The organism is Pelomonas dachongensis, from assembly GCF_043555865.1.
GTDB classification, from domain to species: domain Bacteria; phylum Pseudomonadota; class Gammaproteobacteria; order Burkholderiales; family Burkholderiaceae_C; genus Pelomonas; species Pelomonas dachongensis.
Genome location: NZ_JBIGHY010000003.1, coordinates 412,085 through 436,119 on the forward strand (window position 1 = coordinate 412,085; position 24,035 = coordinate 436,119).

At 71.6% G+C, this 24,035-nt stretch carries 26 protein-coding genes; 20 read left to right on the forward strand and 6 right to left on the reverse strand.

The genetic code is table 11. The features are described 5' to 3' along the window. Positions 1 to 116: 116 nt before the first annotated feature. From ACG02S_RS10925 to ACG02S_RS11010, 18 genes are all read left to right on the forward strand, one after another. A complete protein-coding gene (locus ACG02S_RS10925) occupies positions 117 to 242 on the forward strand; it encodes a hypothetical protein (RefSeq protein WP_394470484.1) in 126 nt (41 codons plus the stop codon). 172 nt (positions 243 to 414) lie between these two features. Beyond that, positions 415 to 2,358 carry a right-handed parallel beta-helix repeat-containing protein gene (locus ACG02S_RS10930; RefSeq protein ID WP_394470485.1) on the forward strand — a complete coding sequence of 648 codons (1,944 nt, stop codon included), beginning with the start codon at positions 415 to 417 and terminating at the stop codon, positions 2,356 to 2,358. A gap of 36 nt (positions 2,359 to 2,394) precedes the next feature. Continuing rightward, on the forward strand, positions 2,395 to 2,775 hold the full coding sequence (locus ACG02S_RS10935; RefSeq protein WP_394470486.1) for a DUF5329 family protein: 381 nt from the start codon (positions 2,395 to 2,397) through the stop codon (positions 2,773 to 2,775). 40 nt (positions 2,776 to 2,815) lie between these two features. Then, entirely contained in the window at positions 2,816 to 3,073 is a 258-nt protein-coding gene (locus tag ACG02S_RS10940) for a type II toxin-antitoxin system Phd/YefM family antitoxin (RefSeq protein ID WP_394470487.1), read from the forward strand. Next, entirely contained in the window at positions 3,070 to 3,492 is a 423-nt protein-coding gene (locus ACG02S_RS10945; protein ID WP_394470488.1) for a type II toxin-antitoxin system VapC family toxin, read from the forward strand. The genes ACG02S_RS10940 and ACG02S_RS10945 overlap by 4 nt, the downstream gene beginning before the upstream one ends. Continuing rightward, positions 3,479 to 5,851 carry a penicillin-binding protein 1C gene (gene pbpC / locus ACG02S_RS10950; protein WP_394470489.1) on the forward strand — a complete coding sequence of 791 codons (2,373 nt, stop codon included), beginning with the start codon at positions 3,479 to 3,481 and terminating at the stop codon, positions 5,849 to 5,851. Before ACG02S_RS10945 ends, pbpC begins: the two co-directional genes overlap by 14 nt. 165 nt (positions 5,852 to 6,016) lie before the next feature. Further along, positions 6,017 to 7,237: a response regulator gene (locus ACG02S_RS10955; RefSeq protein WP_394470490.1), complete on the forward strand. Its 1,221-nt coding sequence runs from the start codon at positions 6,017 to 6,019 to the stop codon at positions 7,235 to 7,237. A gap of 213 nt (positions 7,238 to 7,450) precedes the next feature. Next, on the forward strand, positions 7,451 to 7,663 hold the full coding sequence (gene cspE / locus ACG02S_RS10960) for a transcription antiterminator/RNA stability regulator CspE (RefSeq protein ID WP_394470491.1): 213 nt from the start codon (positions 7,451 to 7,453) through the stop codon (positions 7,661 to 7,663). A gap of 102 nt (positions 7,664 to 7,765) precedes the next feature. Then, entirely contained in the window at positions 7,766 to 8,785 is a 1,020-nt protein-coding gene (locus ACG02S_RS10965) for a S1 family peptidase (protein ID WP_394470492.1), read from the forward strand. Then, complete coding sequence (locus tag ACG02S_RS10970; protein WP_394470493.1) at positions 8,782 to 9,069, forward strand: CrpP-related protein; 288 nt, start codon at positions 8,782 to 8,784, stop codon at positions 9,067 to 9,069. Before ACG02S_RS10965 ends, ACG02S_RS10970 begins: the two co-directional genes overlap by 4 nt. An 81-nt stretch (positions 9,070 to 9,150) precedes the next feature. Beyond that, positions 9,151 to 9,471, forward strand: a complete 321-nt coding sequence (locus ACG02S_RS10975) for a YbjQ family protein (protein ID WP_394470494.1) — start codon at positions 9,151 to 9,153, stop codon at positions 9,469 to 9,471. 16 nt (positions 9,472 to 9,487) lie between these two features. Beyond that, positions 9,488 to 9,970: a YbjQ family protein gene (locus ACG02S_RS10980; protein ID WP_394470495.1), complete on the forward strand. Its 483-nt coding sequence runs from the start codon at positions 9,488 to 9,490 to the stop codon at positions 9,968 to 9,970. A gap of 19 nt (positions 9,971 to 9,989) precedes the next feature. Beyond that, positions 9,990 to 10,856 (forward strand): M48 family metalloprotease, encoded by an 867-nt coding sequence (locus ACG02S_RS10985; protein ID WP_394470496.1) that lies wholly within the window; start codon positions 9,990 to 9,992, stop codon positions 10,854 to 10,856. 65 nt (positions 10,857 to 10,921) lie between these two features. After that, complete coding sequence (locus ACG02S_RS10990) at positions 10,922 to 13,108, forward strand: heavy metal translocating P-type ATPase (protein ID WP_394470497.1); 2,187 nt, start codon at positions 10,922 to 10,924, stop codon at positions 13,106 to 13,108. Further along, positions 13,105 to 13,500, forward strand: a complete 396-nt coding sequence (gene cueR / locus ACG02S_RS10995) for a Cu(I)-responsive transcriptional regulator (RefSeq protein WP_394470498.1) — start codon at positions 13,105 to 13,107, stop codon at positions 13,498 to 13,500. The genes ACG02S_RS10990 and cueR overlap by 4 nt, the downstream gene beginning before the upstream one ends. A gap of 59 nt (positions 13,501 to 13,559) precedes the next feature. Then, positions 13,560 to 14,006, forward strand: a complete 447-nt coding sequence (locus tag ACG02S_RS11000) for a hypothetical protein (protein WP_394470499.1) — start codon at positions 13,560 to 13,562, stop codon at positions 14,004 to 14,006. Beyond that, positions 14,003 to 14,899 carry a DUF2145 domain-containing protein gene (locus ACG02S_RS11005; RefSeq protein ID WP_394470500.1) on the forward strand — a complete coding sequence of 299 codons (897 nt, stop codon included), beginning with the start codon at positions 14,003 to 14,005 and terminating at the stop codon, positions 14,897 to 14,899. The genes ACG02S_RS11000 and ACG02S_RS11005 overlap by 4 nt, the downstream gene beginning before the upstream one ends. A gap of 113 nt (positions 14,900 to 15,012) precedes the next feature. After that, a complete protein-coding gene (locus ACG02S_RS11010) occupies positions 15,013 to 16,350 on the forward strand; it encodes an aminotransferase class I/II-fold pyridoxal phosphate-dependent enzyme (protein ID WP_394470501.1) in 1,338 nt (445 codons plus the stop codon). A 13-nt stretch (positions 16,351 to 16,363) separates the two neighbouring features. On the opposite strand, the gene ACG02S_RS11015 is transcribed toward ACG02S_RS11010, so the two are convergent. The 3 genes from ACG02S_RS11015 to ACG02S_RS11025 all read right to left on the reverse strand — a co-directional run bounded on the left by ACG02S_RS11015 (position 16,364) and on the right by ACG02S_RS11025 (position 18,295). Then, positions 16,364 to 17,047, reverse strand: coding sequence for a hypothetical protein (locus tag ACG02S_RS11015; protein WP_394470502.1), 684 nt, complete (start codon positions 17,045 to 17,047; stop codon positions 16,364 to 16,366). Beyond that, the gene (locus tag ACG02S_RS11020) at positions 17,047 to 17,751 is read right to left on the reverse strand and encodes a glutathione S-transferase N-terminal domain-containing protein (RefSeq protein WP_394470503.1); all 705 of its coding nucleotides are present in this window, start codon (positions 17,749 to 17,751) and stop codon (positions 17,047 to 17,049) included. The genes ACG02S_RS11015 and ACG02S_RS11020 overlap by 1 nt, the downstream gene beginning before the upstream one ends. Positions 17,752 to 17,818: 67 nt before the next feature. Continuing rightward, entirely contained in the window at positions 17,819 to 18,295 is a 477-nt protein-coding gene (locus ACG02S_RS11025; RefSeq protein WP_394470504.1) for a hypothetical protein, read from the reverse strand. A gap of 41 nt (positions 18,296 to 18,336) precedes the next feature. Between ACG02S_RS11025 and ubiA the strand changes: the two genes are divergently transcribed. Next, the gene (gene ubiA, locus ACG02S_RS11030; RefSeq protein WP_394470505.1) at positions 18,337 to 19,242 is read left to right on the forward strand and encodes a 4-hydroxybenzoate octaprenyltransferase; all 906 of its coding nucleotides are present in this window, start codon (positions 18,337 to 18,339) and stop codon (positions 19,240 to 19,242) included. 76 nt (positions 19,243 to 19,318) lie between these two features. After that, a complete protein-coding gene (locus tag ACG02S_RS11035; RefSeq protein WP_394470506.1) occupies positions 19,319 to 20,920 on the forward strand; it encodes a S41 family peptidase in 1,602 nt (533 codons plus the stop codon). Between the two features lie 111 nt (positions 20,921 to 21,031). On the opposite strand, the gene ACG02S_RS11040 is transcribed toward ACG02S_RS11035, so the two are convergent. The 3 genes from ACG02S_RS11040 to ACG02S_RS11050 all read right to left on the reverse strand — a co-directional run bounded on the left by ACG02S_RS11040 (position 21,032) and on the right by ACG02S_RS11050 (position 23,884). Then, positions 21,032 to 22,093: a Gfo/Idh/MocA family protein gene (locus ACG02S_RS11040; protein WP_394470507.1), complete on the reverse strand. Its 1,062-nt coding sequence runs from the start codon at positions 22,091 to 22,093 to the stop codon at positions 21,032 to 21,034. Next, positions 22,083 to 23,243, reverse strand: a complete 1,161-nt coding sequence (locus tag ACG02S_RS11045; protein ID WP_394470508.1) for an HPP family protein — start codon at positions 23,241 to 23,243, stop codon at positions 22,083 to 22,085. The genes ACG02S_RS11040 and ACG02S_RS11045 overlap by 11 nt, the downstream gene beginning before the upstream one ends. A 92-nt stretch (positions 23,244 to 23,335) precedes the next feature. Further along, entirely contained in the window at positions 23,336 to 23,884 is a 549-nt protein-coding gene (locus ACG02S_RS11050; protein WP_394470509.1) for a hypothetical protein, read from the reverse strand. Positions 23,885 to 24,035 lie beyond the last annotated feature (151 nt).

Below are 24,035 nucleotides of genomic sequence, written 5' to 3' on the forward strand. Positions count from 1 at the left end.
AAGTCGACGCTGGGGTTCGCCACGCTCACCCCAGCCTACCTGTTGGGTCCCATGTGATCATGTTCCCATTCGCAGCTGGGCGTTGTTCAAGGCCGAGCTGGCGCTGGCAAAGTTGCATGAGCCAAGTCCACGCGCGAGCCCGTACGACACCGCTGATCCGAGCGGAGATTCGACAGTCCAAGCTGGGCGTGGTGGAGCTGGCCGAGCGCTACAACCAGTGCCGCGCCCCAGCGCGCGGATAGCAATCAGCGCACGCACCATGTGCCCGGATTTGACGGCCCCGCCACCAACAACCTGCAACAAAGCCGCGCCTCATCTCGCGCCGGGTCACCATCCGTCACGGGCAGACTGCCGCCGCGCTTTGCCTGACCCGTCGCGCCGCCCGGGATACCTGGCGCATGCCTTCCACGCGCCATGACCGTCCCCGCCTGCCCGCCCAGCCTCGCACCGCAGTCCGCCCCGCCCCCTGCACGACTGCGCGTGCTCGCCGCGCTGGCCCTGGCCGCCACGCTGGCCGCCTGTGGTGGCGGCAGCGGGCTGAACGCCAGCTCACAGCCGCCCACGGTCACACCACCCGTGGCCGCGCCGCCACCCGCACCAGCCGTGGCGCTGCACTTGCGTGTGCAAGGCCTGGCGCTGGGCGCCACGCTGCGGCTGGGGCACGGCGCCGCCACGCTGGACGCGAACTTCAACAACCAGCCCTATGCCTTCAGCCCGCAGCAGCCCGCCGGCGCGGCGCTGGACCTGCGCGTGCTGGCGCAGCCCGAGGGCCAGGTGTGCGCGGTGTCGGACGCGGCACCCACCACGGTGCCGGACGATGGGGCGCCGGTGTTCGTGCGCTGCCGCCATGCCAGCGCCGCGCGCGTGGTCATGCCGGCCACGGCGCCCCGCGGCGAGCTGGTGCTGTCGTTCGCGGTGCGCGAGTCCGCTTACCCCGGCCTGCCCTATGAAAGCCGCCCCGGCGTGGTGGGCGGGCTGTACCCCTACGCGTACCGCCTGACCGGCCTGACGCTGGACGGTGCCGCGCAGCCGCTGGACGGCGTGACGCTGGACGCTCGCCAGGGCACGCTGCGCTTCACGCCGGCGCGCGAGGGCCGCTACGTGGCCAGCGTGGAGGTGCGCGACAGCAGCGCCACGCCTCGCGTGCTGGCGACGACGTTCACGATCACTTCGTCGGCCGCGCGCTTCCTGTTCGTGGCGCCCGGCGGTGACGACGCCACCGGCACCGGCTCACGCAGCGCGCCCTTCAAGACGCTGGCCCAGGCACTGGCCCGCAGCACCGCCGAGCAGGCGCTGCTGCTGCGCCAGGGCCGCCACGCGGCGGCAGGCCTGGTGCTGACCGACGCCCGAGCCCGGCAGCTGCTGGCCTACCCGGACGAGATCGTGACGCTGGACATGGCCGACAGCGGCAACCTGACGGTGCGCGCGGGCACCGCGCCGATGGCGCGCATCGAGGGCGTGGATATCGTCAACGTGAAGCAGTACGGCATCGTCAGCGACCCCGCGCGCGCCGGGCTGGTGGTGCGCAACGTGCGCTTCGTGAACGGCGTGGAAGGCCCCAACAAGAGCGAGAACCCCGGCTTCATCCACGGCTGGGGCGACAACGCCGCCGCGTCGCGCCACAAGCTGCTGATCCAGGACAACGACTTCGGCCGCTACGTGGGCGCGGGCTATGCATTCGTGCTGTTCGACGCCGGCCAGTCGCTGGTGGAGGACAACCAGGTGCGGCTCGGCCCGGGCGTGAACGGCGGCTTCCATGACAAGGACAATTCGCAGTTCAACACCTACCGCCGCAACTACGTGGAGTTCGACCCGGCCGACACCGGCCGCATCGGCGTCCAGGTCTCGGCGCAGGCCAACGCCGAGCAGGTGCACATCCACCACAACCTGCTGGTCAACGGCGACGTGGTGCTGGGCGGGCAGTGCTTCCAGGCCAGCTGCACGATGCGCGAGCACAACCTGCACCACAACACGCTGGCGGGCGGGCGCATCCGGCAGGCGCCGGGCGTGTTCAACAGCGGCAGCAGCGGCACGCGGGTGTTCCACAACATCATCGTGTCGCGCGCCCTGCCGCCGTATGCGGGGCTGAGCTGCCAGAGCGGCGTGCCGGCCGGCTTCGCCACGCAGATGACCAGCGGCGCCAACCTCATCGAGAGCACCCACCGCCTGGCGCACAAGGACGCCGAGTGCAGCGGCAACGACATGGACTGGAGCGTCTGGCGCAACACCCACGGCCGCGACACGCCGGCCTCGGGCAGCGTGCTCAGCGCCACGCCGGTGCTGGGCGGCAGCGGCATCACCACCGGCCTGTCGCCCAGCGATGCCCGCCGCACGACGCACGGCCACCAGTTCCCGTGAGGCCCCGCGCTGAGCGCGTCGCCGAGAATGGCCGCCATGCGCCCATCCCTCCTGCTTGCAGGCGCGCTGCTGCTGCAGACCGCCCACGCCGCCCCGCTGCCGCCCGCCGCCCGCGCGGAGGTGGATGCGCTGCTGGCCCGCCTGCAGTCCTCCGGCTGCGAGTTCAATCGCAACGGCAGCTGGCACAGCGGTGCCGACGCCAAGTCGCATCTGCTGAAGAAGCTGGATTACCTCGAAGGCAAAGACCTGGTGAAGACCGCCGAGCAGTTCATCGCCAGCGGTGCGTCCGGCAGCAGCATGAGCGGCAAACCCTACCTCGTGCGCTGCGCGGGGAAGGCGCCGGTGGAGAGTGCGCAGTGGCTGACGGCGGAGTTGCAGCAGCTTCGGACCGGGCGAGCAGCATCAAACCCGCGTTGACCTAGGATCTGACCTGTCTGGTCAGATTTGGAGATGTCCCATGCAATCCTGGCAAATGCAGGCGGCCAAAGCGAAGCTGTCCGAAGTGGTCAAGCAGGCGCAGTCCGAGGGTCCGCAAGACATCACGCTGCATGGCCGTTCCGTGGCCGTGGTGCTGTCGCGCGAGGACTTCGAGCGGCTGTCCGGGCAGGCCGGTTCGCTGCTGGACTTCATGCAGCGGTCCCCGCTGGCGGCCCTCGGGGACGACGAGCTGGACCCGCAGCGCGACACCAGCCTGACGCGAGCCATCGAGCTGTGAGCTACCTGCTCGACACCAACGTGCTGTCGGAACTGCGCCGCCGCCAGCCCGATGCCCGCGTGGCGGCATGGTTTGCCAAAAGGCCGCCCGGCACCCTGTATCTGAGCGTGCTGACGTTGGGGGAGCTTCGCAAGGGTGTCGAGGTCTTGGAGGACGCCTCACGGCGCCTTGTTCTGCTGGACTGGTTGGAAACGGAGTTGCCGGCGTACTTCACCGGCCGCGTGCTGAATGTGGATGCTGCCGTGGCCGATCGCTGGGGGCGCATCGTGGCGCAGGCCGGCCGCCCGCTTCCGGCCATCGACAGCCTGCTGGCCGCCACTGCCTTGCAGCACGGGCTGATTCTGGTCACGCGCAATGTGCGGGCCGTGCAGGGCTTGTCCGGCCTCTCGGTATTGAATCCTTGGGATGCGCTGGCCTGAAGCCGCCTCGCGGTGGCGCCGCTTTGAGCTGGCCCTCGCCGCACTGCTGCTGGCCGTGCTGGTGCTGGACTTCGCCTGCCCGCTGCCCGAGCCCACCGCCACGTCGCCCACGCTGACCGTGCTGGCTGCCGACGGCACGCCGCTGCGCAGTTGGGCCAGCAGCGACGGCGCGCAGCGCCACCCGACGACGCCCGAGGCCGTATCGCCGCTTTACCTGCAGGCGCTGCTGGCCTATGAGGACCGCTGGTTCCGCTGGCACCCTGGCATCAACCCTGCGGCGCTGGCGCGCGCGGCCTGGCAATGGGCGCGGCACGGGCGCATCGTGTCGGGCGGGTCCACGCTGACGATGCAGGTGGCGCGCCTCGTCGATGACCGGGCCGCCGGCCGCAGCGTGCCCGCCAAGCTGCGCCAGATCGCCCGCGCGCTGCAGCTGGAACTGCACCTCAGCAAGCACGAGATCCTGTCGCTGTATCTGAACCTCGCACCCATGGGCGGCCCGCTGGAGGGTGTGGAGACGGCCGCCCGCGCCTACCTCGGCAAGCCGGCGGCCGACCTGTCGCATGCCGAGGCCGCGCTGCTGGTGGCGCTGCCGCAGTCGCCCACCCGGCTGCGGCCCGACCGCGCCGTGGGCGCCGCGCAGGCCGCCCGCGACAAGGTGCTGACGCGCATGCAGACGCTGGGCGTGTGGCCCGCGGCCGACGTGGCCGATGCCAAGCTGGAGCGCGTCTTCGCGCCGCCATTGCGCGCGCGCTGGCTCGCACCACTCGCAGCTGAGCGGCTGCGCCAGCAGGCCAGGCGCGAGGGCCGCAACCAGGCGGTCATCCAGACGACGCTGGACGCCGGTCTGCAGGCCCGGCTGGAGCAGCTGCTGGCCGACCGGCTCAACACGCTGCCCGATGCCAACTCCATGGCCGCGCTGGTGGTGGACAACCGCACGCTGGAGGTGCGCGGCTACGTGGGCTCGGCCGACTTCGGCGACGCCAAGCGCGGCGCCCATGTGGACATGGTGCGCGCGCAGCGCTCGCCCGGCTCCACGCTGAAGCCCTTCTTGTACGCGCTGGCACTGGACGAGGGCCTGATCCACTCGGAGAGCCTGCTGATCGACGCGCCGCAGAACTTCGGCGGCTATGCGCCGGGCAACTTCCAGGCCGACTTCTCCGGCCCGGTCAGCGTGGCCGAGGCGCTGCAGCGCTCGCTGAACGTGCCCGCGGTGGACCTGCTGGAGCGACTGGGCGCCGAGCGCTTCGCAGGCCGGCTGCGCCACGCCGGCCTGCGGCTGCGCATGCCGGCCAATGCAGCGCCCAACCTCAGCCTCATCCTGGGCGGCGGCAGCACCTCGCTGGAAGCGCTGGTGGGCGCCTACACGGCGCTGGCACGTGGCGGCCTGGCCGGCCGGCCCCGCCTGCTGCCGGACGACCCGTTGCACGAGACGCGGCTGATGAGCGAGGGCGCCGCCTTCATCGTGCGCGAGATCCTGGAAAGCGGCGGCCGGCCCGGCAACCCGTTCCGCGAGAGCGCCCAGCGCGTCGCGTGGAAGACCGGCACCAGCTTCGGGTTCCGCGACGCATGGGCCATTGGCGTGACGGACCGCTACACGCTGGGCGTGTGGGTGGGCCGGCCCGATGGCACCCCCAACCCCGGCCACTTCGGCGCCAACACATCGGCGCCGCTGCTGCGCGACATCGCCGCCGCGCTCGGCCCGGCCGACAGCAGGCAACAGATGGCCCCGCGCCGCCAGCCCGCCTCCGTGCGTGCCGTGCCCATCTGCTGGCCACTGGGCACCGCCGAGGCTTTGACACCGCCCGCCCACTGCCTGCAGCGCCGCACCGCCTGGACGGTGGACGGCGCCGTGCCGCCCACGCTGCCGGACCGGCTGCAGCCCGGTGGCCTCGTCACCGCCGCATGGACGCAAGCCGGCCAGCGTGTGCGCCCCGACTGCGCGCCCGACGCGATGCGCACCGAGACCGTGCGCTGGCCCACGCTGCTCGGGCCCTTCATGGACGCGGCGGCGCTGGACCCGGTCGAACGCCTGCCTTGGGCCCCCGGCTGCGCGCCACGCGCGCCCGGGGGGCAGCTCTTGCGCATCGTCGGCGTGGAACCCGGCAGTCTGCTGCGCCCCACACCCGGCCGGGCCGACGTGACACTGCGGCTGCAGGCCGTCGGCGCCCAGCAGGGCGTGAGCTGGCTGCTGGACGGCCAGCTGGTGGGCGATGGCGAGGGTCAGGGCGTGCAGGTGCTGACGCTCAGGCAACCCGGCCGCCATGCGCTGACCGCACTCGACGGCCGCGGCCGCTGGGCGCGCGTGGCCTTCGAACTTCAGCAAGCCCCTGCGCCGCCGCGTGGCGCCGCGCCGCCCTGAACGCGCCTGCCCGCCCGCTGCAAGCCCCGGTAGGAACCGAGCAAAACTGCCGGGAAGCGCGCCTGATGAAGGCAAGGCCCGCCGACCTTCGCTAAGCTGCCGGGTCGGGCGCGACGATGACGCCCGCTGACCGCGATATCGAGCGGTCCCACCACCACCCACCCCATGAATGAGCTGTTGATCTGGATCCTGGCCATCGCGTTCGCGGCGGTCGTCATGTCGCTGGTATCGCTGCGCCACCGACGCCGCCAGCGCGCGCGCGAGGCAGCCGAGCGCATCGCGCTGGAGCAGGCCGAGCACGTGGCGCGCGCCCGGCAGCTGGCGGCGGACCGCGCCGAAACCCCGGTCGAGCCAGACACGGCCGATGAACGCCGGCGCGCCGAGGCCGAGCAGGAGCTGGCCGAGGCCACGCGCCGCATCGCCGAGGCCGAAGCCGCCCGGCTGGCCCGCGAGCAGGCCGAGAACGAGGCCGCCATCGCCGAGGCCTACCGCCTCGCCGCGGAGATGCAGGCGCGCGAGAAAGAGGAAGCGGAGCGCGCCGAGCGCGAGCAGGCGGAACGCGAAGCCGCCGAGGCCGCCCGGCTGGCCGCCGAGGCGCAGGCTCGCGATGACGCCGAGCGGCTCGCCCGCGAGCAGGCCGAGCGCGAAGCCGCAGCCGCGGAAGCAGCGCGCCGCGCCGAGGAGGCCGAAGCCGCCCGCGTGGCCGCCGAGGCCCGTGCGCGCGAAGAAGCCGAGCGCCTGGCCCGCGAGACGGTCGAACGCGAGGCGGCGCAACGCGAAGCTGCGCGGCTGGCGCAGGAGGCCGAGGATGCACGCCTGGCCGCCGAGGCGCAGGCCCGCGAGGACGCGGCGCGACTGGCGCGTGAACAGGCCTCGCGCGAAGCCGCCGAAGCCGCGGAGACCGCCGCACGGGCCGCCGCCGAAGCAGAGGCCGCACGTCTCGCCGCCGAGGCGCAAGCGCGTGCCGAGGCTGCAGCAGCTGCCGTCGCCACGCGCGAGCTGCGCGCCGACGAGACGCTGGTGCTGGTCGCCGATGACTCCAAGATCGTGCGCGTCAAGCTCAGCCGGCTGCTGGCCACGCGCAGCTACCGCGTCGCGCTGGCCGAGAGCGGCGAGCAAGCGCTGGAGCTGCTGGCGGCCGAACGCCCTCATGTGCTGATCACCGACGTCGAGATGCCCGGCATCGACGGCTTCGAGCTGACGCGCCAGGTGCGCGCCGCGGCTGCGACCTCGCAGCTGCCGGTGCTGATGATCACGTCCTCCGACGACAAGCAGGAACAGGCCCAGGCCGCCGGCGTGACGCAGCTGCTGGGCAAGCCGTTTTCCGAAGAAGCGTTGCTGACCGCCATCGAGCAGGCGCGCCTGGCTGTGCGTGTGCCGGCATGAGCGCCGGCAGCGGGTTGTCGAAAATATAAAACCGCCCCGGCGGCTTTTACGACTACTATCGGGCGGCTGATATGCACAAGACCGTCCGCTCTTAGGTCTTTCCTCCCGCACCGGTGTTCTGCCGGTGGTCTGAGTCGAACCCCCCTTGAAGATTTTCTTGGCGTCTCTTCGCTGGGTGCAATTTCGCGCCTGGAAATCTCAAAGGAATTCAATATGACGACTCAAACCGGCACCGTGAAGTGGTTCAACGAAGGCAAGGGCTTCGGCTTCATCGCCCCTGATGACGGTGGCAAGGACCTGTTCGCCCACTTCAAGGAAATCCAAGGCGGCGGCTTCAAGACCCTGGCCGAGAACCAGCGCGTGCAGTTCGAAGTGACCCAGGGCCAGAAGGGCCCGCAGGCCTCGAACATCCGCAGCGTGGGTTGATCCCCAGCAGCACTGACTGCAGGCGTCGGGCAAGCCCAGACGCCCTCCGATGAAAGCGCGGCCCTGCCGCGCTTTTTTTCTTGCCGCACCGGGAGGCCTCCATTGAAGAACCTGCAAGAAGCCACTGAGCGCATCTGCGAACTGAAGGGCAGCCTGGTGGCGCTGGACGCGCTGATGCCAGCCGTCATCGACACGCTGTCCGCCCCGGCGCTGGCGCGGCTGGCGGCGTCGTTCGACGCGCATGCCGAGGCCGCGCGCACCGTGATGCTGCATTCGGACATCTCCGACGTGGTGCTGACGACGTTCGAGCGTGAGATCGCGCGCAACCGGGCGCTGCTGCAGCGCAGCCAGCTCGCCATGCCCGCCGGTACGGTCGACGCGCTGCTGCTGGCCACGACACGCATCACCACCTTCGTGGGTGCTGCCGTCAAGACCAGTGCGAGCGGCTTCTTCTTCCGCCGTGGCGAGCAGCTGTTCCTGGTGAGCAACCGGCACGTCTTCGCCGACGCGGCCAGCGCGCACCTGCCGGACCGCATCGACATCGGCGTCCACACCGATGCGCAGGACCTGACCCGGCACACGCAGGTCTCGCTGCCGCTGTACCGCGACGGCCTGAGCCAGTGGCGCGAGGCCACCGACAGCGGCGGCACGGTCGACGTGGCCGTGATGGCGATCGCCCACGCCGAGCTCCCGGCCGATGCGGTGCTGCTGGCGTTCGACGAGACCCACCTGGAGGCACGCGAGGAGGGCATCGCCATCGGCGACCCGCTGACCATTCCGGGCTTCCCGCTCGGCTTCCACGACACCATCCACCACCTGGCCGTTGCGCGCAGCGCGTCCATCGCGTCGGCCTACGGCGTGCGCTTCCAGCGCCAGGGCTGCTTCCTGACGGACGCGCGCACGCACCGCGGCAGCAGCGGCTCGCCGGTCGTGCGGCGGCGCACGGCCAGCCAGGCCGATGGATCGCCGGTCAGCTGGCAGTTGCTGGGCGTGCATTCCACGCGCATGGACATGCGCAACCGCGACCAGGTGCAGGACGAGTCGCTGGGCCTGAACTGCGCCTGGTACGCCGACGTGCTGCTGGCGCTGACGAGCGCGCAACCCGCCGAAAGCTCGCCATGAATTACCCCTTGCCGCCCCGGCGTGCGCGCCCGTCGCCGCGAGTGCCTGCCCTGCCGCTGTCGGAGGCCGAACGCTCGGAGCTGCGGCGCCAGGGCGCCAAGGCCGCCGCGCGCGGTGAGGCGCACGACGCCAACCCGCTCAGCCAGTCTCGCAACCAGCCACACGCCACAGGCGAGTCTGCCCAGCTGTGGCGACAGCGCAGCGAGGCCTGGAAGCAAGGCCACGAAGCGCAGTCGCGCTCCCGCACGGCGCGCACGAAGCGCCCCGCGGCCGGGCGCCGCTGAGGCCCCGCGCCGCCGACGCCGGGTGCTCCGCTTCGGGCATCATCACGGCCCTCGGATCACATCACCACAGGGGCCTCGTCCATGCTCGTCAGCAACCTCGAAACCGCGCCGGGCCACCGCATCACCGCGCACCTGGGCATCGTGCAGGGCAGCACGGTGCGCGCCAAGCATGCCGGCAAGGACCTGCTGGCCGGGCTGAAGAACATCGTGGGCGGCGAGCTGAAGGCCTACACGGACCTGATGCAGGAGGCGCGCACCGAGGCCGTGCAGCGCATGGAAGCCGAGGCGCGCGCCATCGGCGCCAACGCGGTGCTGAACGTACGTTTCGTGACCACCAGCATCACCCTCGGTGCGGCCGAGATCCTGGCCTACGGGTCGGCGGTGACGGTGGAGCCGGCCTGACGCCGCGCCGACCGCCATGACCCTGGACTTCTGGCTGGAGACCTTCAACCTGTGGGTGCTGCTCGTCCCGCTGGTGCTGGGCTACGTCGTCGGGCGCGTGCTGGAGCGGCGCCACTACCGCAGCATCCGCGAGCGCGAGCAGGCGCTGCGCCATGTCGTGGCGCTGAACACGCGCTACGTGCCCGACGGCGTGACAGCCGGCTCGGCACAGTTGGTGACGGGCGCCGTGGTCATCTCGTCGGACTACTTCAAGACTTTCGTGGCCGGCTTTAGATCCTTCTTCGGTGGGCGCTTTCGCGGCTACGAGACGCTGCTGGAGCGCGCCCGCCGCGAGGCCTTGCTGCGCCTGAAGGCGCAGGCCGAGGCCGCCGGCAGCCGGCTGGTGATCGGCGTGCGCTTCCAGAGCACCACCATCGCCGGCTCTTCGACGCCGTCCGTGGAAATCCTGGCCTTCGGCACGGCCCTGGTCGACGCGGCGCCGCCCCCGCCAGCGGCGTGAGCCCCGTGGGCGCCGACGCATGACGGCCCCGCGCCTGGAGAACCGGCTGCCGCCGGAAGACTTGCTGGAGCGCGACGACCGCCCGCTGCGCGAGCTGGCCTGGCTGCTGGGCGCTAGCCTCGCCGCGCTGGTGTTGCTGGTGGCCGTGACGGGGTTGTCGGCGCGCTGGCTGGCCCCCAAGCTGCCGTTCCGCTACGAAGTGGCGCTGGCCGAACGCGTGTTCGACGCCGGGCCGCCGGCTGACGCAGCGGCCGCACAGCGCCGTGCCGCACTGCAGGCGGTGGCCGATCGCGTCGCAGCCGTGATGGCGCTGCCACCCGGCATGAAGATCGTCGTTGGCGACGATGCTTCGGCGCTGGTCAACGCGTACGCCACCCTGGGCGGGCGCATCCGCGTGTTCCACGGCTTGCTGCGCAAGCTTGACAGCGAGCAGGCCCTGGCCGCGCTGCTGGCCCACGAGATCGCGCACGTGAAGCATCGGCACGTGGCCGCCAACATGGGTCACGGCATGGCCGTGGCGCTGCTGTTGTCGGTGGTCACACCCAAAGGCGGCGCGCAGGCCGCGCAAGGCCTGCTGGGCGGTGCCGCTCAGCTGGCGCTGCTGGGCTACTCGCGCGACGCCGAACGGCAGGCCGACGCCGAAGCGCTGGCTGCCAGCCTGGCCCTGTACGGCCACGCGGGCGGCCTGGCGACACTGTTCACCGTGCTGCCGCAGGGCGATACACCGACCGGCACGACCTGGCTGCGCAGCCACCCCGACACGACCGCGCGCCTGGCCGCGTTGCAGGCGGCCGCAGCGGCGAGCGGTGCGGCGCTGACGGGGCCCGCCACGCCGCTGCCCACCGCGCTGCAGGACTTGCCGGCCGCCGGACGCGACAAGCGTTGAGCCGCTTGACCTTGCCATCGTGGCAAGCTTGACGATGGCGCATCCCCGCCCGCTGGACGCCCGACATGAACACCCCCGCCGCCACCACCCTCCATGAACTGACGCTGCAGGTCAGCGGCATGACCTGCGCCTCCTGCGTTCGCCGTGTCGAGAAGGCCTTGCAGGCCGTGCCTGGCGTGCAGGCGGCCAGCGTCAATCTCGCCACCGAAAAGGCCTCGGTGCAGGCGCTACCCAACGTGAGCGGCGCGGTGCTGGCCGCTGCGCTGGACAAGGCCGGCTACCCGGCCAGCGTCGTCCAGAGCCAGGCGCCACCGGCCGTGGCGGCATCGAGCGGCTTGCCCGCCTGGTGGCCGGTGGCCGCCGGCACGGTGCTGACGCTGCCGCTGATGGCGCCCATGCTGGCCGGCCTGGTGCTGCCCGGCTGGCTGCAGTGGCTGCTGGCCACGCCGGTGCAGTTCATCCTGGGCGCGCGCTTCTACCGGGCAGGCTGGCACGCGCTGCGGGCCGGCAGCGGCAACATGGACCTGCTGGTGGCGCTGGGCACGTCGGCGGCCTACGGGCTGTCGGTCTACCTGCTGTGGCGCCACCCGGGCCACACGCACCTGTACTTCGAGGCCTCGGCCGCCGTCATCACGCTGGTGCTGCTGGGCAAATGGCTGGAGCAGCGCGCCAAGCGCCAGACGACCGACGCCATCCGCGCGTTGAACGCGCTGCGGCCCACGACGGCGCGCGTGCGGCGCGGTGACGCGGAGGTGGAGCTGCCTGTAGCCGATGTGCGCGTGGGCGACCTCGTCGTCGTGCGGCCGGGCGACCGCATCCCGGTGGACGGCGAGATCGTGGCCGGCAGCAGCCATGTCGACGAGTCGCTGATCACCGGCGAGAGCCTGCCCGTGGCCAAGGCGCCGGGCAGTCACGTGACCGGCGGCGCCATCAATGCCGAGGGTGCGCTGACGGTGCGCACGACGGCCATCGGTGCGGAGACGACGCTGGCGCGCGTCATCCGGCTCGTCGAGTCGGCGCAGGCCGTCAAGGCGCCCATCCAGCGCATCGTGGACCGCGTCAGCGCCGTGTTCGTGCCGGTGGTACTGGTCATCGCGGCCCTCACCTTTGCCGGCTGGTGGTGGCATGCGGGTGACGTGGAGCAGGCGCTGGTCAATGCGGTGGCGGTGCTGGTCATCGCCTGCCCCTGCGCGCTGGGCCTGGCCACGCCGACAACGCTGATGGCCGGCACCGGCGTGGCCGCGCGGCAGGGCATCCTCATCAAGGACGCCGAGGTGCTGGAGCTGGCGCATGCGGTGACGGTCGTCGCCTTCGACAAGACCGGCACGCTGACCGTGGGCCAGCCCGCCGTCGTCGCCGTGGAGCCGGCCAACGGCACGACCCGCACCGACGTGCTGGCGCGAGCTGCCGCGCTGCAGCGCGCCAGCAGCCACCCGCTGGCCGTGGCCGTACAGCAGCAGGCGCAGCTCGAGCAGCTGGCCTTGCCGGCCGCCACAGACGCCCGCGCGCTGCCCGGCCGCGGCATCGAGGGCCGCGTGGACGGGCAACACCTGGCCCTGGGCAGTTCGCGGCTGCTGCACGAGCGCGGCCTGGACGCCGGTGCGCTGGACGACTCGGCGCGTCGGCTGGAGGCCGAAGGCCGCACGGTGTCGTGGCTGCTGGCCGCGGATCGCGTGCTGGGCCTGCTGGCCTTTGGTGACCGCATCAAGGACACCGCCGCCACGGCCGTCGCCGAGCTGCAGTCGCGCGGCATCCGCACGGTCATGCTGACCGGCGACAGCCGCGGCGCTGCGGCGGGCGTCGCGCGGCAGCTGGGCATCACCGACGTGCGCGCCGAGGTGCTGCCCGCCGACAAGGCCGCGGCCGTGCAGCAGCTGCGCGAGGGCGGCGCCGTGGTGGCCTTCGTCGGCGATGGCCTCAACGACGGCCCGGCGCTGGCCGCCGCGTCGGTGGGCTTCGCGATGGCGGGCGGCGCCGACGTGGCGCTGGATGCCGCCAGCGTCACGCTGATGCGCGGCGACCCCCGGCTGGTGGCCGACGCGCTGGACATCTCGCGCCGCACGCTGGCCAAGATCCGCCAAGGCCTGTTCTGGGCGTTCGCGTACAACGTCGTCGGCATCCCGCTGGCGGCCTTCGGGCTACTGAGCCCGGTCATTGCCGGCGCGGCGATGGCGTTCAGCAGTGTCAGCGTGGTGCTCAATGCGCTGACGCTGAAGCGCTGGCGCGGCACCGCGCGGGAGCATCAGCGATGAACATCGGTGACGCGGCCCGCGCCGCGGGCGTGTCGGCCAAGATGGCGCGGCACTACGAGAGCATCGGCCTCATCAGCGAGCCGCCGCGCAGCGACGCGGGCTACCGCGTCTACGGCGAGCGCGAGGTGCACCTGCTGCGCTTCATCCGCCATTCGCGCGACCTGGGCTTTTCTCTGGCGCAGATACGCGCGCTGCTGGGCTTGTGGCAGGACCGCGCCCGCCCCAGCCGCGAGGTGCGCGCCCTGGCGCAGGCGCACCTGGCCGAGCTGGCGGCCAAGCTCGCCGAGTTGCAGGCGATGAAGGCCACGTTGCAGACGCTGGTGAGCAGCTGCCATGGCGACGAGCGCCCCGACTGCCCCATCCTGGACACGCTGGAGAACGGCGCGCGTTGATCCGGCGTCCCTGTGGACTTGCTATCGTTCGCGGATCCCTGGTTCACTGCAGACCTCTCATGCGCATTGCCCTCATCAGCTTGCTGGCCCTGGCCGCCCAGACCGCCTCGGCCACCTCCTTCGGCGGCTCGTCCGCCTCGTCCGCCGCTGGCGCCGGCTCGGCCTCGTCCGGCAGCGTGTCGGATTCGTTCAAGACCTCGTCCGGCAGCAGCAGCGGCGAGGAGAAGCGCGCCGAAGGCCGCTACCGCGTCACCGAGGTGGCCCAGGCCGACACCGCCGGCAAGCTGCGCCTGAAACTGGAACGCGATGGCGCCGCGCCGTTGGAGCTGACGCTGCCCGCTCAGGCGCTAGCCGCCCGTGCCGTTCACGTCGGCGACGAGGTGCAGGCCACCCCCCAGCCCTACGGCACCGCGTTCGCGCATGCCGACACCGGCAAGGCCTTCTTCCTCGTGCTGGAAGACGCCTGGCAGCGCGAACTGGCGCCGCGCGTCGTGACGGCGTCTTGATCCGCACCGTCGCCGCGGTCGCGCTGCTGGCGCTGGCCGCGGGCGGCGCCAGCAGCGCGAGCGCGGCCTCGCTGCTGCCCAACGGCTGCGAGCGCGCCGTGGACGCCACCGCCGACCAGCAGCACCGGCTGCTGCGCTTTGCGGCGGTGGTGCGCGAGACGCTGGCCGCGTCGGGTGCGCGGGCCGCGCTGATCTCTCGCTCGGGCACCGACCTGTCGCGCTTCGGCCTGCGCTACTCGCACGCCGCCATCGCGCTGGCCGACGGGCTGGACACGCCGTGGGCCGTGCGCCAGCTGTACTACGCCTGCGCCGAGGGGCGTCCTCGCCTGTTCGACCAGGGCCTGGCCGGCTTCGTGGCCGGCAGCGACGACGTGGACCAGGGCTACCTCAGCGTGCTGCTGCTGCCCGACGACGCCGCGCGCGCGCTGGCCACCGCGGCGCTGGACAAGCCGCTGGCGCTGGGCCTGCTGAACGCGCGCTACAGCGCCAACGCCTACCCGTTCAGCACCGAGTTCCAGAACTGCAACCAGTGGGTGGCCGAGCTGCTGGCCGCCTCCGTCACCGGGTTGCACACGCGCGAGGATGCGCAGGCCTGGCTGAAGCGCGAGGGCTATGCACCGGTGCCGGTGAAGGCGTCGGGGCTGTTGATGCTGGCCGGCCACTTCGTGCCCTGGCTGCAGTACCGCGATCACCCGGCCGAGCAGCTCAACGCCGGCCTCGTGCAGACCAGCGTGCCCGACGGGCTGGAGGCGTTCGCACTGCGTCTGTGGCCGACGGCGCGGCGCCTGGAGTTCTGCCACGGGCCACAGGGCGCCGTGTGGCTCGAGGGCGGCGAACGGCTGGCGGCAGGTTGCGTGCCGCAGCCGGGTGACCGGGTCAGCGCGCTGGACTGAGCTCGGCCCGCTGCCGCCAGCGCGGCACTCTACAAATCTGTGGATGCAAGCCCTGGCACCGCCACGCACAGTCCGCTCCCACAAGACACCACACGGTTTTCAACGGGGGCACCATGGATGAATTGCTGGAGCGCGCTGTCGACGCAGCGCCGGGAGAAGAAGCCATGGACGGCACCGCACTGCGCGGCTCGTCCTTCGATTACCTGGCGCTGCCGGGCACGGACCTGGCGGCCAAGGCGCAGGCCTTCCATCAGTGGGCGCAGACGCGCGTGCACCACGGCGTGTTTCCGTATGCCAAGCGGCTGGGTGGCCGGCCCGGCGCGACGGCCGAGCTGACGCTGCTGGACGGGCAGCGCCACGCAGGGCTGAACTTCTCGTCGCAGGAGTACCTGTCGCTGGCTCGCCACCCCCAGGTGGCCGCGGCGGCGCAGGCCGCCATGGCGCGCTACGGCGTGCACAGCGCCGGCTCCACGGCGCTGGCCGGCAACGTCGAGGAGGCTGTGGCCCTGGAGGCCGAGCTGGGCGAGCTGCTGCGCATGCCCGAGGTGCTGCTGTTCCCGACCGGCTGGGCCGCGGGCTTCGGCGCCATCAAGGGGCTGGTGCGCGAGACCGACCATGTCGTCATGGACCAGCTGGCCCACAACTGCCTGCATGAAGGCGCGCGAGCCGCCACACCCAATATCCACCTGCACCGCCACCTGGACATGGAGCACGTCGCGCGGCTGCTGCAGCGCGTGCGCCAGCGCGACCCGCACAACGGCATCCTGCTCGTCACCGAGGGCTGCTTCTCGATGGACGCCGACGCGCCCGACCTGCGTCGCTTGCAGGCGCTAGCGCGCGAGCACGGCGCGCTGCTGATGGTGGACGTGGCGCACGACCTGGGCTGCATGGGCCCCGGCGGGGGTGGTCAGCTGGCGCTGCAAGGCGTGCTGGGCCAGGTGGACTTGGTGATGGGCTCGTTCTCCAAGACCTTCGCGTCCAACGGCGGCTTCGTCGCCTGCCACGACCGCGCGATCAAGGAGTACCTGCGCTTCTACGCGGCGCCCAACACCTTCTCCAACGCACTGTCGCCCGTGCAGGTGGCCATCATCCGCGCCTGCGTGGGCATCGTGCGCTCCTGCGAGGGCCAGCAGCGGCGCGACCGCCTGATGCACGCCATCCTGGGACTGCGCAGTGCGCTGACCGAGCAGGGCATCACCGTGCTGGGCCAGCCCTCGCCCATCGTGCCGGTGCTGCTGGGGCAGGACGCCGTGGCGCGCGTGGCCTGCCGCGAGATGAGCCAGGCCGGCCTGCTGGCCAACCTGGTGGAGTACCCGGCCGTGTCGCTGAACAGCGCGCGGCTGCGCATGCAGGTGATGGCCGACCACACGCCCGCGCTGTGCCAGACGGCGGCGCGCATCGTGGCGGACTCGTTGCAGCGCGCCCGGTTGTTAACGGGCACCTTGAACTGACCCGGCGGAAACGTCAGTGCACCGGCTCCCAACCCAGGGGGGTCCAGCGCAGCAACGTACGCGTCGGCAGCGAGGCGCGCCGATCGCCCGATTCCAATGCCTCGCGCTTGGCGCGACGCAGCGCTTGCCGGCCCGCCGCTGACGTGTCGGCGCTCCACAACAGCATGTCGGGCGACGCGGGCGCCACCAGCAGCTGGCCCTGCTGGCCTTGCGCCAGCGAGGCCCAGTCAGCATGCAGCAGCACGCGGGAGGACTCGGCCGGCCCCTGCAGCCTGCCGATGACATCCGCCGCGACCGGTCGGGCGACCTGGTCCAGCGGCGGCAGCGCCGCGCGCAGCTGCGTTCGCGCCAGCGCAAGTGCCTGCGCGGAGCTGAGGCCCAGCGGCTCGATCTCGTCACGACCAACCGGCCGCAGCAAAGGCCCCACCGCGACCAGCGCGACGATGCCAGGCGCGACACGCTCAACCACCGGATCACCCCGCAGCGCTTGCGATCCCATCAGCCGGCCGAAGGCGCGGACGGCGTCCAGGCTGGACTCATCCCAGACCGTCAGCAACAGACCCTCGCGCGTGGCCGGCGTCACCGGCGCGGGCTGCGGTGATGACGGCGCGGTTACGTCCGGCGCTGCGGACGCCAAATCCTGGGCGCACACCGGCCCGCTGGCAGCCAGCAGCGCCGCGAGCCAGACCGTCTTCATCAGCCCCGGTTCGGAATCTGCAGCCCGCGCTGCACTGCCGGCCGGTCAACGAAGGCCTTCAGCACGCGGTCGACTTGCCCGAAGTCGCCGTAGCCGACGAGATCGCCCGCACCGTAGAAGCCGATCAGGTTGTTGATCCACGGGAAGACGGCAATGTCGGCGACCGTGTAGTCGTCACCCAGGATCCAGGTCTTGCCCTGCAGGTGCTTGTCCAGCACGCCGAGCAGCCGGCGCGACTCCGCCACGTAGCGGTCGCGCGGGCGCTTGTCCTCGTAGTCCTTGCCAGCGAACTTGTGGAAGAAGCCGAGCTGGCCAAACATCGGGCCGACGCCGCCCATCTGGAACATCAGCCACTGCAGCGTCTCGTAGCGGCGCGCTGGGTCAGCGGGCATCAGCTGGCCGGTCTTGTCGGCGAGGTAGACCAGGATGGCGCCGCTCTCGAACAGCGCCAGCGGCTGGCCGCCCGGCCCGGCGGGGTCGATGATGGCCGGGATCTTGTTGTTCGGGTTCAGCGACAGGAACTCCGGCGTCAGCTGGTCGTTGGTGTCGAACTTCACCAGGTGCGGCTCGTAGGCCAGCCCCGTCTCCTCCAGCGCGATGGACACCTTCACGCCGTTGGGCGTGGGCAGCGAGTACAGCTGCAGCACATCGGGTCGCGTGGCGGGCCACTTCTTCGTGATGGGGAAGGCGCTGAGATCGGTCATGGCAGGTGAGGATGGAGGGGATCGGTGACTCTAGACCGCCTGGATTGGCCCTGCGTCGTCGGGGATTTCACCCGCGCCGTGCCAGCAGCCGGCGCACGCCCATGACCGCCAGCGCTCCCAGCGCCGCCGCCACGCAGGCGCCATGCAGCGTCAGCAGCGACACGATGCGGAACAGGCCGTTGTCCGCGCTCAACGGCTGCAACGGCTGGATGTCGACATGCATGACGCTGTCCAGCACCACATGGCTCCACGCGCCCAGCAGCGCGCCGACGGCGACACGCTTGAGTGTCAGCCCTCCCACCCAGCGGGGCGGCAGCACGCGCCGCAGCAGCGCCCACGCGCCCACCATGGCCAGCGCCACCAACGTCGCGCCGACGTAGGTATGGAAGAACGCGTGGACCTGGGCGTTGCCCCGCACGAGGTTGTAGAGCGACTCGACGTCGATCAGCACATTGGCGGCGCAGAAGGCGAGGAAGCTGACCTGCTGCGGCGCGACGGCGTACACGGCGGCGCCGGGGCCGAAATGGAAAGGCGTGATGGGCATGACGGCGCGACTATGACGCAGCGCGGCGTGAAAATGCGGCCATGACCTCCGCCGCCCCTGCCGCTGCGCCGCCCTCGCGGCTCGCGCTCTACCTGCAACTGATCCGCTGGGACCGCCCCGCCGGCTGGCTGCTGCTGCTGTGGCCCACGCTGGCCGCGCTGTGGATCGCCGCGGACGGCTGGCCGGGCTGGCACCTGCTGGCGGTCTTCACGCTCGGCACGGTGCTGATGCGCTCGGCCGGCTGCTGCGTCAACGACGTGGCCGACCGCGACTTCGACCGCCACGTGAAGCGCACTGCCCAACGGCCCGTGACGAGCGGCGCGGTGTCGGTGAAGGAGGCGCTGGTCCTCGGCGCGGTGCTGGCGCTGGTGTCCTTCGCCCTGGTGCTGACCACCAACCCGCCGGCCATCCTGCTGAGCTTCGCCGCGCTGGCCGTGGCCATCGCCTACCCGTTCGCCAAGCGCGTGCTGGCCATGCCGCAGGCCGTCCTGGGCGTGGCGTTCTCGTTCGGCATCCCGATGGCGTTCGCCGCCGCGCTGGGCGGCATGGAGTGGAACCTGCGTGCCGTGCCGCTGTCGGCCTGGGCGCTGCTGGTGGCCAACCTGTTCTGGGTGCTGGCCTATGACACCGAGTACGCCATGGTTGACCGCGACGACGACCTGAAGATCGGCGTGCGCTCGTCGGCCATCGCTTTGGGCCGCTGGGACGTGGCGGGCATCATGATCTTCTACGCGGCGTTCCTGTCGATGTGGACAGGCCTGGGCCTGCGCCTGGGGCTGGGCCGCTGGTTTCTGCTGGGCATGGGCGTGGCGGCGCTGCAGGCGCTGTGGCACTACACGCTGATCCGCCGGCGCAGCCGCGCCGAGTGCTTCCGTGCCTTCCGCGCCAACCACTGGCTGGGCTTCGCGGTTTTCGCGGGCACGGTGGTGGACCTGGCGCTGCGCTGAGCCGCCGCTGCGCTACATTGGCCGCCCGGGGCGGCACAGATCGCCCGCTGTCCACTCGAACAGGGAGTTCGCGAAGATGTCGTATTCATTGCGCAGCCATGCCTGCTGGGCCTTGGTGTCGTTGAGCCTGCTGGCCGGTTGCGGCGGCGGCGGCGAAGCGGGCACGCCCGTGTTCCGCGACGTTCCGAGCACCGGTGGCGGCGGTGGCACCGGCAGTGGCGGCGGCAGCAGCGCCTCGCCGGACCCGGCAGGCCCGTCGGCGAGCTTTGCGCAGCAGTGCGCGGCCAACAACACGCTGGCTGCCGCCAACCTGCGCAACTCCACCCTGGACACCGAGAAGAAATGGGTGCGAGCCTATTTCGACGAGGCCTACCTGTGGCGCGATGAGGTGCCGCGCGTGGACCCGACGGCGTACAGCAGCAGCAACCCCTACGACGCGCTGGACAGCTACTTCGAGGCGCTGAAGTCGCCGCAGCGCACCGACAGTGGCGCGCTGCGCGACCGCTTCAGCTTCACGTACGAGACGGCCAAGTGGAAGGCGATGTCCGAGAACGCCACCGAGGCCGGCTACGGCATCGAGTGGAGCAGCGCCAGCACCACGCCGCCGCGCCGGCTGCGCATCGCCTACGTGGAGCCGGGCACACCCGCCGCCAACGCCAGCCTGCAGCGCGGCGACGAGCTGGTCAGCGTGGACGGCACCGACGCCGACACGCCCACGGCGGCCGGGGTGGCCGTGCTCAACGAAGGCCTGTATCCCAGCACCACCGGCACGTCTCACGCCTTCGTGTTCCGTCGCAACGGGGTGACGCTGTCGCGCAGCCTGGCCAGCGCCACCATCACACGCAACCCCGTGCCGCAGGCCCGCGTGCTGACGCTGGCCAACGGCGCACGCGCCGGCTACCTGCTGTTCAACGACCACAACCTGCCGGCCGAGCAGCTGCTCATCAACGCCGTGAGCGACTTCCGCACGCAGGGTGTCACCGAGCTGGTGCTGGACCTGCGCTACAACGGCGGCGGCTACCTGTTCATCGCCAGCGAACTGGCGACGATGATCGCCGGCACCACGCGCACCACAGGCCAGGCCTTCGAGACGCTGCGCTACAACGCCCGCCGCAGCGCCGAGAACGAGACCACGCCGTTCTTCGCCGAGTCCTGCATCGCCGTGAACGGCCGCTGCTCCAGCGTGCAGCCGCTGCCCACGCTGAACCTGAGGCGTGTCTACGTACTGGCGCAGAAGGGCACCTGCTCGGCCAGCGAGTCCATCATCAACGGCCTGCGCGGCGTCAACGTGGACGTGGTGCTGATCGGCGGCCAGACCTGCGGCAAGCCTTATGGCTTCACGGCCAAGGACAACTGCGGCATCAGCTACTTCCCCATCGAGTTCGCGGGCGTCAACGCCAAGGGCTTCGGCGACTACGCGGACGGCTTCGTGCCAGGCACCGGCGCCAGCGCGCGCTTCGTGCCGGGCTGCACCGTGGCCGACGACTTCGGTCGCGCGTTGGGCGACACGCAGGAGGGGATGCTGGCTGCAGCGATGCAGCACGCGGCCACCGGCCAGTGCCCCATCGGCATGAGCACCGGGGCCAGCGTGCGCGCGTTGAGCGGCCTGGAAGGCGGCACACCGCTGCAGCTGCAACGCCACCCGGCGCGCAGCAACAGGCTCCTCTTGCCGCGCTAAAAGGAATTCGCGGGCCGAGCGCCGGGCCGCTCCCAAGCCGGCCCGCCTTGGGCGATGTGCTTGCGGCTCGATGCCGCAAGCATCGCCGTCACCTCGGGGGACCGACCAGACTCACCCGCGTTCAGCGGCGTGAGGCTGGGCGAGGGGCTTCTTGTTCACGCCGCTGGGAAATTTCGCGCGGATGGCATCCATCCAGCGCAGCAGCCCCAGCGTCTCGCTGTGCGGCATGCGCGGGCTCTCCAGCAGCCCTGCGCGGATGCAAGCCTGGGCCTCGGCGACCTCGCCCTCGAAGCCGTTGACGACGTACTTCGCCTCGTGCCGCTCGGCCGGCGCCTTGCGAGTGACCACCTCCACCGCCTCGGCGCCCCAGAAGTCCACCGGGAAGCGCAGCCCAGCCTTGGAGCCCTGCGCCTCGAAGGCGTTGACGGACGATGCGTCGAAGCCGCAGCGGAACTGCGACGTGACGTCGCCGGGAAAGTGCAACGTCACGTTCAGCGCCGCGTCCACGCCGGTGGGTGCGATCTTGGCTGCGACGTCGATGGACAGCGGCTCGGGGCAGACGCCGTCGTTCATCTGCTGCAGCACCCAGCGCGTGACGGCGAGGTTGTAGATGCCGATGTCCCACAGCGCACCGCCGGCCAGCGCCGGGTTCCACTGGCGGTGCTGCGGGTCGTAGGTGGCGCTGAAGCAAAAGGTGGACTGCATCGCGCGCAGCTCGCCGATGGCGCCTTCGCGCAGCAGCTTTGCCGCCAGGTCATAGGCCGGCAGGAAGCGCGTCCACAGCGCCTCCATCAGGAACACGCCCTGCTCGCGCGCCAGCGCGACGAGTTCCTCGCCTTCTTCCAGCGACGTGACCAGCGGCTTCTCGCACAGCACCGGCTTGCCCGCCAGCAGCGCGGCGCGGATGTACTCGCCGTGGTGAGAGTGCGGCGTGGCGATGTAGACCGCGTCCACGCCCGGATCGGCCAGCAGGTCTGCCAGCGCTGTCGTCACGCGCGCGGGCTCGCCGGCGCCCTGCCACTGTTCGGCATAAGCCTGGCCCTTGGCCGCGTCGCGCGCGAACACGGCGGCCAGGCGGGCGCCCGGTACGCCCGCGAGCGCGCCGGCAAAACGGTTGGCAATGCCGCCGGGGCCGATGACGCCCCAGTTGAAGATTGCGAGGTCATGGGCCATGGCTGAGCGCTTTCACGAGGTCGGACTGGGTGAGGATGCCGACGAGCCGCGCGGACTCGCCGACGATGGGGATGTGGTGGTGCCCGGTGGCCGAGAACAGCGGCACCAGCTCGGCGATGGCGCGCTCGGCGCTGGCCACGCGCACCTGTCGCGTCATGATCTGGCCGACCACCTCGGGTTTGGTGGAGTGCGTGTGGGGTGACGGCTTCAGCAGTGTCTGCAGCCGACCGGCCAGGCCCTCGCGCTGCTCGCCTTCGGCCGCGCGCATGAAGTCGGCGCGCGTGACGATGCCGACCACGCGGTCCACGCGGTCCACCACCGGCAGCGCCTTGATGCGGTGCTGCTGCAGCAGCGCCCAGGCCTCGGCCAGCGGCGTGCCGAACTCCACGGTGACGACCGGGCTGGACATGATGTCCGCGCAGCGCAGGCCGCCCAGGCGGTTGCGGTAGGCCAGCAGCTCGGCCTCCTGCAGCAGGCCGGCGAGGTCGTCACGCGGCACGTCCAGCACCTGGTTGTAGCGGGCCAGCACGGCGTCCAGCTCCGCGTCGCCGAAGCGCGGCGCGGCCACATGCGCGCCAGCTGCTGCCGGGGCTGCCGGCGCATGCTGGGCGTGCGGATAGCGCCGTCCCGTCGCGCTGTTGTAGGCCATGCCGGCCAGCACCAGCAGCAGCGAGTTCAGCGCCACCGGCACGAACGCGAAGTGCCAGTCCAGCATGCCGGTCAGCACCATCAGCAGCGCCGCCGCGCCGCCGGGCGGGTGCAGGCAGCGCAGCGCGAACATCGCGCCGATGGCCAGCGCGACCGCGCAAGCGGCGATGCCAAGCGGCGGCAACGGCAGCCAGTGTATGCAGGCAATGCCCACCAGCGCGGACACGGTGTTGCCGCCCACCACCGCCCAGGGCTGGGCCAGAGGGCTGGCCGGCACGCCGAACACCAGCACCGCGCTGGCGCCCAGCGGCGCCACCAGCCAGGGCAGGTTCGCGCCGTCGAACAGGTGCGTCAGCAGCCCCGCCAGCAGCACGCCCAGCCCCGCACCCAGCACCACGCGCAGGCGCTCGCGCGCGTCAACCGCCAGCGGCGCGGGTCGCAGCGCGTCCAGCAGGCGCGAGGCCCGCTCGACGAGCGCGGTGGAGGTGGCGGCAGGGCGCATGTTCGGCAGCACCCCGGGTGTTGGACCCGGGACGGGCGCCGATTGTGCGACCCGCGGCGGTACGCCGAGTTACGAGTGGCGCCGACCCAGAGTCACGCCTTGCCGAGCAGGCTGGCCATCTCTGCCTTCAACACCAGGGCCTGAGCACGGCGCTCCTTGGTGGCGGCGCGCTGGTAGGCGACTTCGGCCTTCTCGCGCAGCGCGACGGCGCGTTCCAGCGCCTCCTGGTAGCGCTCCACCGTGTAGGTGTTCTCGGTGCCGATGTAGACGCTGCGCGCCAGCGGCGTGTCGCCAAAGCGCGGCAACGTCACCGCAAAGCTGCAGTCGCGCACCCGGCTGCCGGCGCGTTGGCGCACGATGGGGCCGGAGATGCCCGACGGCAGATCACTCTGCTTCTTGCGGCTGGGCGTGCGGCGCAGCCGCGACGGCGCCGGCAACGTCGCGATGCGCTTGAGCAGCTCCTTGGTGGCCAGCGCCAGCGCGCGCCTGGCGCCGCTGCCGTCCTGGCTGTGGTCCGAATACAGCTTGGTGCCGCCGTAGCGCAGCTGCCAGCCATGGGTGGACAGGTGGTCGATGCGCTGTATGCACTGCGGCACGACGAAGCGCTCGCCGCTGAAGATCACAACCTCACGGGTTTTCATTTTTGCCCCAAACATCCGTCATCCGTCCTCCTGCTGCCGTGGCGCGGAGGATCTACTAACGCCCCTTCAATACGGATCAAGTTTAGAGCCGCTTGCGGCCCTGTCGCGAATATATGATTCGCGAAAACCATTTCATGACCTAACTGTCAGG

Coding starts and splice junctions, on each gene's coding strand:
- ACG02S_RS10970 (WP_394470493.1), top strand. CDS start 8,782: ATGAATTACCCCTTGCCGCCCCGGCGTGCGCGCCCGTCGCCGCGAGTG.
- ACG02S_RS11000 (WP_394470499.1), top strand. CDS start 13,560: ATGCGCATTGCCCTCATCAGCTTGCTGGCCCTGGCCGCCCAGACCGCC.
- ACG02S_RS10955 (WP_394470490.1), top strand. CDS start 6,017: ATGAATGAGCTGTTGATCTGGATCCTGGCCATCGCGTTCGCGGCGGTC.
- ACG02S_RS10925 (WP_394470484.1), top strand. CDS start 117: ATGAGCCAAGTCCACGCGCGAGCCCGTACGACACCGCTGATCCGAGCG.
- ACG02S_RS11010 (WP_394470501.1), top strand. CDS start 15,013: ATGGATGAATTGCTGGAGCGCGCTGTCGACGCAGCGCCGGGAGAAGAA.
- ACG02S_RS10990 (WP_394470497.1), top strand. CDS start 10,922: ATGAACACCCCCGCCGCCACCACCCTCCATGAACTGACGCTGCAGGTC.
- cueR (WP_394470498.1), top strand. CDS start 13,105: ATGAACATCGGTGACGCGGCCCGCGCCGCGGGCGTGTCGGCCAAGATG.
- ACG02S_RS11020 (WP_394470503.1), bottom strand. CDS start 17,751: ATGACCGATCTCAGCGCCTTCCCCATCACGAAGAAGTGGCCCGCCACG.
- ACG02S_RS10980 (WP_394470495.1), top strand. CDS start 9,488: ATGACCCTGGACTTCTGGCTGGAGACCTTCAACCTGTGGGTGCTGCTC.
- ACG02S_RS11050 (WP_394470509.1), bottom strand. CDS start 23,884: ATGAAAACCCGTGAGGTTGTGATCTTCAGCGGCGAGCGCTTCGTCGTG.
- ACG02S_RS11015 (WP_394470502.1), bottom strand. CDS start 17,047: ATGAAGACGGTCTGGCTCGCGGCGCTGCTGGCTGCCAGCGGGCCGGTG.
- ACG02S_RS11025 (WP_394470504.1), bottom strand. CDS start 18,295: ATGCCCATCACGCCTTTCCATTTCGGCCCCGGCGCCGCCGTGTACGCC.
- pbpC (WP_394470489.1), top strand. CDS start 3,479: ATGCGCTGGCCTGAAGCCGCCTCGCGGTGGCGCCGCTTTGAGCTGGCC.
- ACG02S_RS10930 (WP_394470485.1), top strand. CDS start 415: ATGACCGTCCCCGCCTGCCCGCCCAGCCTCGCACCGCAGTCCGCCCCG.
- ACG02S_RS11045 (WP_394470508.1), bottom strand. CDS start 23,243: ATGCGCCCTGCCGCCACCTCCACCGCGCTCGTCGAGCGGGCCTCGCGC.
- cspE (WP_394470491.1), top strand. CDS start 7,451: ATGACGACTCAAACCGGCACCGTGAAGTGGTTCAACGAAGGCAAGGGC.
- ACG02S_RS11035 (WP_394470506.1), top strand. CDS start 19,319: ATGTCGTATTCATTGCGCAGCCATGCCTGCTGGGCCTTGGTGTCGTTG.
- ACG02S_RS10935 (WP_394470486.1), top strand. CDS start 2,395: ATGCGCCCATCCCTCCTGCTTGCAGGCGCGCTGCTGCTGCAGACCGCC.
- ACG02S_RS11040 (WP_394470507.1), bottom strand. CDS start 22,093: ATGGCCCATGACCTCGCAATCTTCAACTGGGGCGTCATCGGCCCCGGC.
- ACG02S_RS10975 (WP_394470494.1), top strand. CDS start 9,151: ATGCTCGTCAGCAACCTCGAAACCGCGCCGGGCCACCGCATCACCGCG.
- ACG02S_RS10985 (WP_394470496.1), top strand. CDS start 9,990: ATGACGGCCCCGCGCCTGGAGAACCGGCTGCCGCCGGAAGACTTGCTG.
- ubiA (WP_394470505.1), top strand. CDS start 18,337: ATGACCTCCGCCGCCCCTGCCGCTGCGCCGCCCTCGCGGCTCGCGCTC.
- ACG02S_RS10940 (WP_394470487.1), top strand. CDS start 2,816: ATGCAATCCTGGCAAATGCAGGCGGCCAAAGCGAAGCTGTCCGAAGTG.